Origin of the sequence: uncultured Campylobacter sp., from assembly GCF_938017705.1 — a bacterium.
GTDB lineage: Bacteria > Campylobacterota > Campylobacteria > Campylobacterales > Campylobacteraceae > Campylobacter_B.
Map to the genome: position 1 here is coordinate 1 of NZ_CALIIS010000228.1, position 2,824 is coordinate 2,824.

The following is a 2,824-nucleotide window of genomic DNA, read 5'->3' on the forward strand; positions in this document are numbered from 1 at the left end:
AGAGCCGATGCGTTGATGCTTCGTGTAGTATCCAGTGATGTCGAGGTCTAACAGGTCGCTTGGATTATACGTGTATTTGATCGTGTGTGTATCGCGCTCGTATTTGCGGTTATCCAGCTGTCCGTTTAGCCATGAGCCGAATCCGCCCGCAGCGGATAGAGACCTTTATACTGCATATGCTCGGTAGATAGTGAAATTTTATGGAAATCCAAAAAGCTATAGCCCGCTTTTAATAAATAATTTATATCGTTGCCGTCGCCGCCGGTAGATTTGCCGTTACCCGCCTTGCCAAATCCGTATCCGTAGTGCTTAAACGCAGCAAGCATATCTAGGCTATCAAACGCCCTGCCATAAAGCATCGCGCTTTGCGAATAGCCTTCGTTATTGCTCGTATAGCCCACTTTGAGTTTGGCGCCGATATCCTGACCGTCCTCAAGCATGTCAGAAGCGTCTACCGTCCTGAAGGCAACTGAGCCGCCCAAAGCACCCGAGCCGTTTACGACAGATTTTGCGCCGACATCGATCTCTACGACCTTGATAAGATCGGGATCGATTAGCAAATCAGCATTGTGATGAAAGGTGTTGCCGTTTTGCTTCGCGCCGTCAATCGTGATATTTAGACCGCGATCGCTTACGCCGCGCATATAAATTTTTTGATTCATGCCGTTGGTGCCGCCCACATAAACGCCTGGGATGTCGCGAAATACGTCTTTGACGAGCGTAGCGTTGCGAGTATTGATTTTGATATCATCCACGGTGCTAGGCGTGCTAGAATCGCTAGTAACTTCGATTACGCCCAGGCTTTGCGTATTTGAATCCTTGCTTTTGGACGCGTCCGTAGCGCTTGATTTCTCGTCTGCTTGTGCGCTTAAGCAAAGAACTGCGCACAAAGATAAAGCCAGATGAAATTTTTTCATACGAAATTCCTAAATGATAATAAGATTAAAAAACGGCAAATAATATAAAATTAATCCTTTATTTTATATTAATTATCAAGACGTTTTAAAATCATTAAAATTCTATCACCGAATGCTTTATTATCATTAAATAAAGCTAAATGATAAAATATAATTTAAATATCGATCATCAAAATTTTAGTAAAAATTAAATCTACTTTTGATAAAATCACTCATTTTTTTTGGTAAGGTACTTTGCTGAATTTATAAAAATTTTTAAAATTTTTAAGGAGAGCTTATGGGCATTATGGAATTTTTGGCGCATTACGTGGATTACATTATCTTTGCGATCCTCGGATTTATGAGCTTTTTAGTCGTGTGGTTTACTATCGAAAGGCTGCTTTTTTATTCGAAGGTTAAGGCGAGCGATTACAAAAGCAAGGCGCTATATGAAGAGGCTCTGACGAAAAATTTAACGACACTTTATATTGTTTATTCAAATGCTCCGTACATCGGTCTTTTAGGCACAGTTATTGGCATTATGATCACCTTTTTTGATATGAGTACTGCAAGTGGTATCGATACCAAGGCTATCATGCAAGGTCTCTCGCTTGCCCTTAAAGCTACGGCTACCGGTCTAGTAGTCGCCGTGCCTACGCTCATCATCTACAACGGTTTCGTCCGTAAGGTCGATGTGCTTCTAAACCGCTACGATGAGGTTAAATAAATGAGCATTCCTAGACGAGACGGGCTAAATATCGTCCCGTTCATCGACATCATGCTGGTGCTGTTAGCGATCGTGCTTAGTGTCTCAACTTTCATCGCGCAGGGGCATATTAAGGTAAATCTTCCATCTTCTTCAAGCTCGCAAAATCCGCAAGAGGATAAAAAAGTTACCATCAAAGTAGATAGCGAATCTAAAATTTATCTAGACGATGTCGCAATAAGCGAGGATGAGCTTGAGGAAAAAATTGCCGCTCTCGATAAAAACGATCTTGTCGTGCTAAAAAATGATAAAGACTCGAAATTTTCCTCTTTCATTTCGATCATGGATGTCCTAAAAAAGGCAGGCCATGAAAAATTTGCGATCGTGACCGAAAAAGAGCAATGAATAAAGATAGCGCAGTAGGTTTTATCGTATCTTTGGTGCTGCATTGCATCATCGCTGTGGGTGTTTTTGCTCTTTTATCGTCGAGACCGAAGCCGCCTAGCATGCCCGATATGATAGCCTTTTCCATCGATAGCATAATGGATGAGGCCAAGCAGGGCGATATCTCCGATGAACCCAATATCCCGCCTCCTTCCGATCAGTCCGAACCGGATCCTGAGCCAGAGCCCACTCCGCCCGAGCCCGAACCCGAACCGGAACCCGAACCGACCCCTGTTGAGCCGGAGCCGATACCGGAGCCCGAGCCGATTCCTGAACCGCAGCCTATACCAGAGCCTGTAGTTGAAAAACCAAAACCGGTCGAAAAGCCCAAGCCAAAGCCGGTAGAAAAACCAAAACCGGTCGAAAAACCTAAGCCGAAAAAAGAGCATAAAGTTCAAAGCAGCGATAGGAATTTAACCGCGAAGTTTGATCCGACAAAGCCTATTTCGCTGGGTAGCGGCGGGGGCGGCGGCTCCAGTAGTGCAGGTGGTGGTAGCGACGCTATAACAAGCCGCGGAGATCCTAGCAATAGCGATGTCGGCAAGAAAATTTTCGCCATCATTTCGCGCTACGCGCAGTCGCATTATCCAAAAAATGCGCAACGTATGCGTAAAATCGGCGTCGTAGGCGTGCACTTTACCTATACGGCAAGCGGTGATGTTAAGGGTCTTCGCGTTACGTCTTCCTCGAATGTCGATTCGCTTGATGAGGGCGCATTAAGCGCGGTCGAGCGCACAAAAGGTAGCTTTCCAAAGGTCGAGAAAGATATGGAATTTAA

At 44.6% G+C, this 2,824-nt stretch carries 4 protein-coding genes; 3 read left to right on the forward strand and 1 reads right to left on the reverse strand.

Features of this window, described 5'->3' with window-relative positions:
- Window positions 1–125 precede the first annotated feature (125 nt).
- The gene (locus Q0605_RS10460; RefSeq protein WP_298706815.1) at window positions 126–917 is read right to left on the reverse strand and encodes a TonB-dependent receptor plug domain-containing protein; all 792 of its coding nucleotides are present in this window, start codon (window positions 915–917) and stop codon (window positions 126–128) included.
- A 286-nt stretch (window positions 918–1,203) separates the two neighbouring features.
- On the opposite strand from Q0605_RS10460, the gene exbB reads away from it, so the two are divergent.
- The 3 genes from exbB to Q0605_RS10475 form a co-directional block, all read left to right on the forward strand.
- Window positions 1,204–1,623 (forward strand): TonB-system energizer ExbB, encoded by a 420-nt coding sequence (gene exbB / locus Q0605_RS10465; protein ID WP_040304198.1) that lies wholly within the window; start codon window positions 1,204–1,206, stop codon window positions 1,621–1,623.
- The gene (gene exbD / locus Q0605_RS10470) at window positions 1,624–2,007 is read left to right on the forward strand and encodes a TonB system transport protein ExbD (protein ID WP_295151962.1); all 384 of its coding nucleotides are present in this window, start codon (window positions 1,624–1,626) and stop codon (window positions 2,005–2,007) included.
- Window positions 2,004–2,824 (forward strand): energy transducer TonB (locus Q0605_RS10475; protein WP_298706816.1); only part of this gene is annotated, 821 nt, incomplete at its 3' end. The genes exbD and Q0605_RS10475, both read left to right, overlap by 4 nt.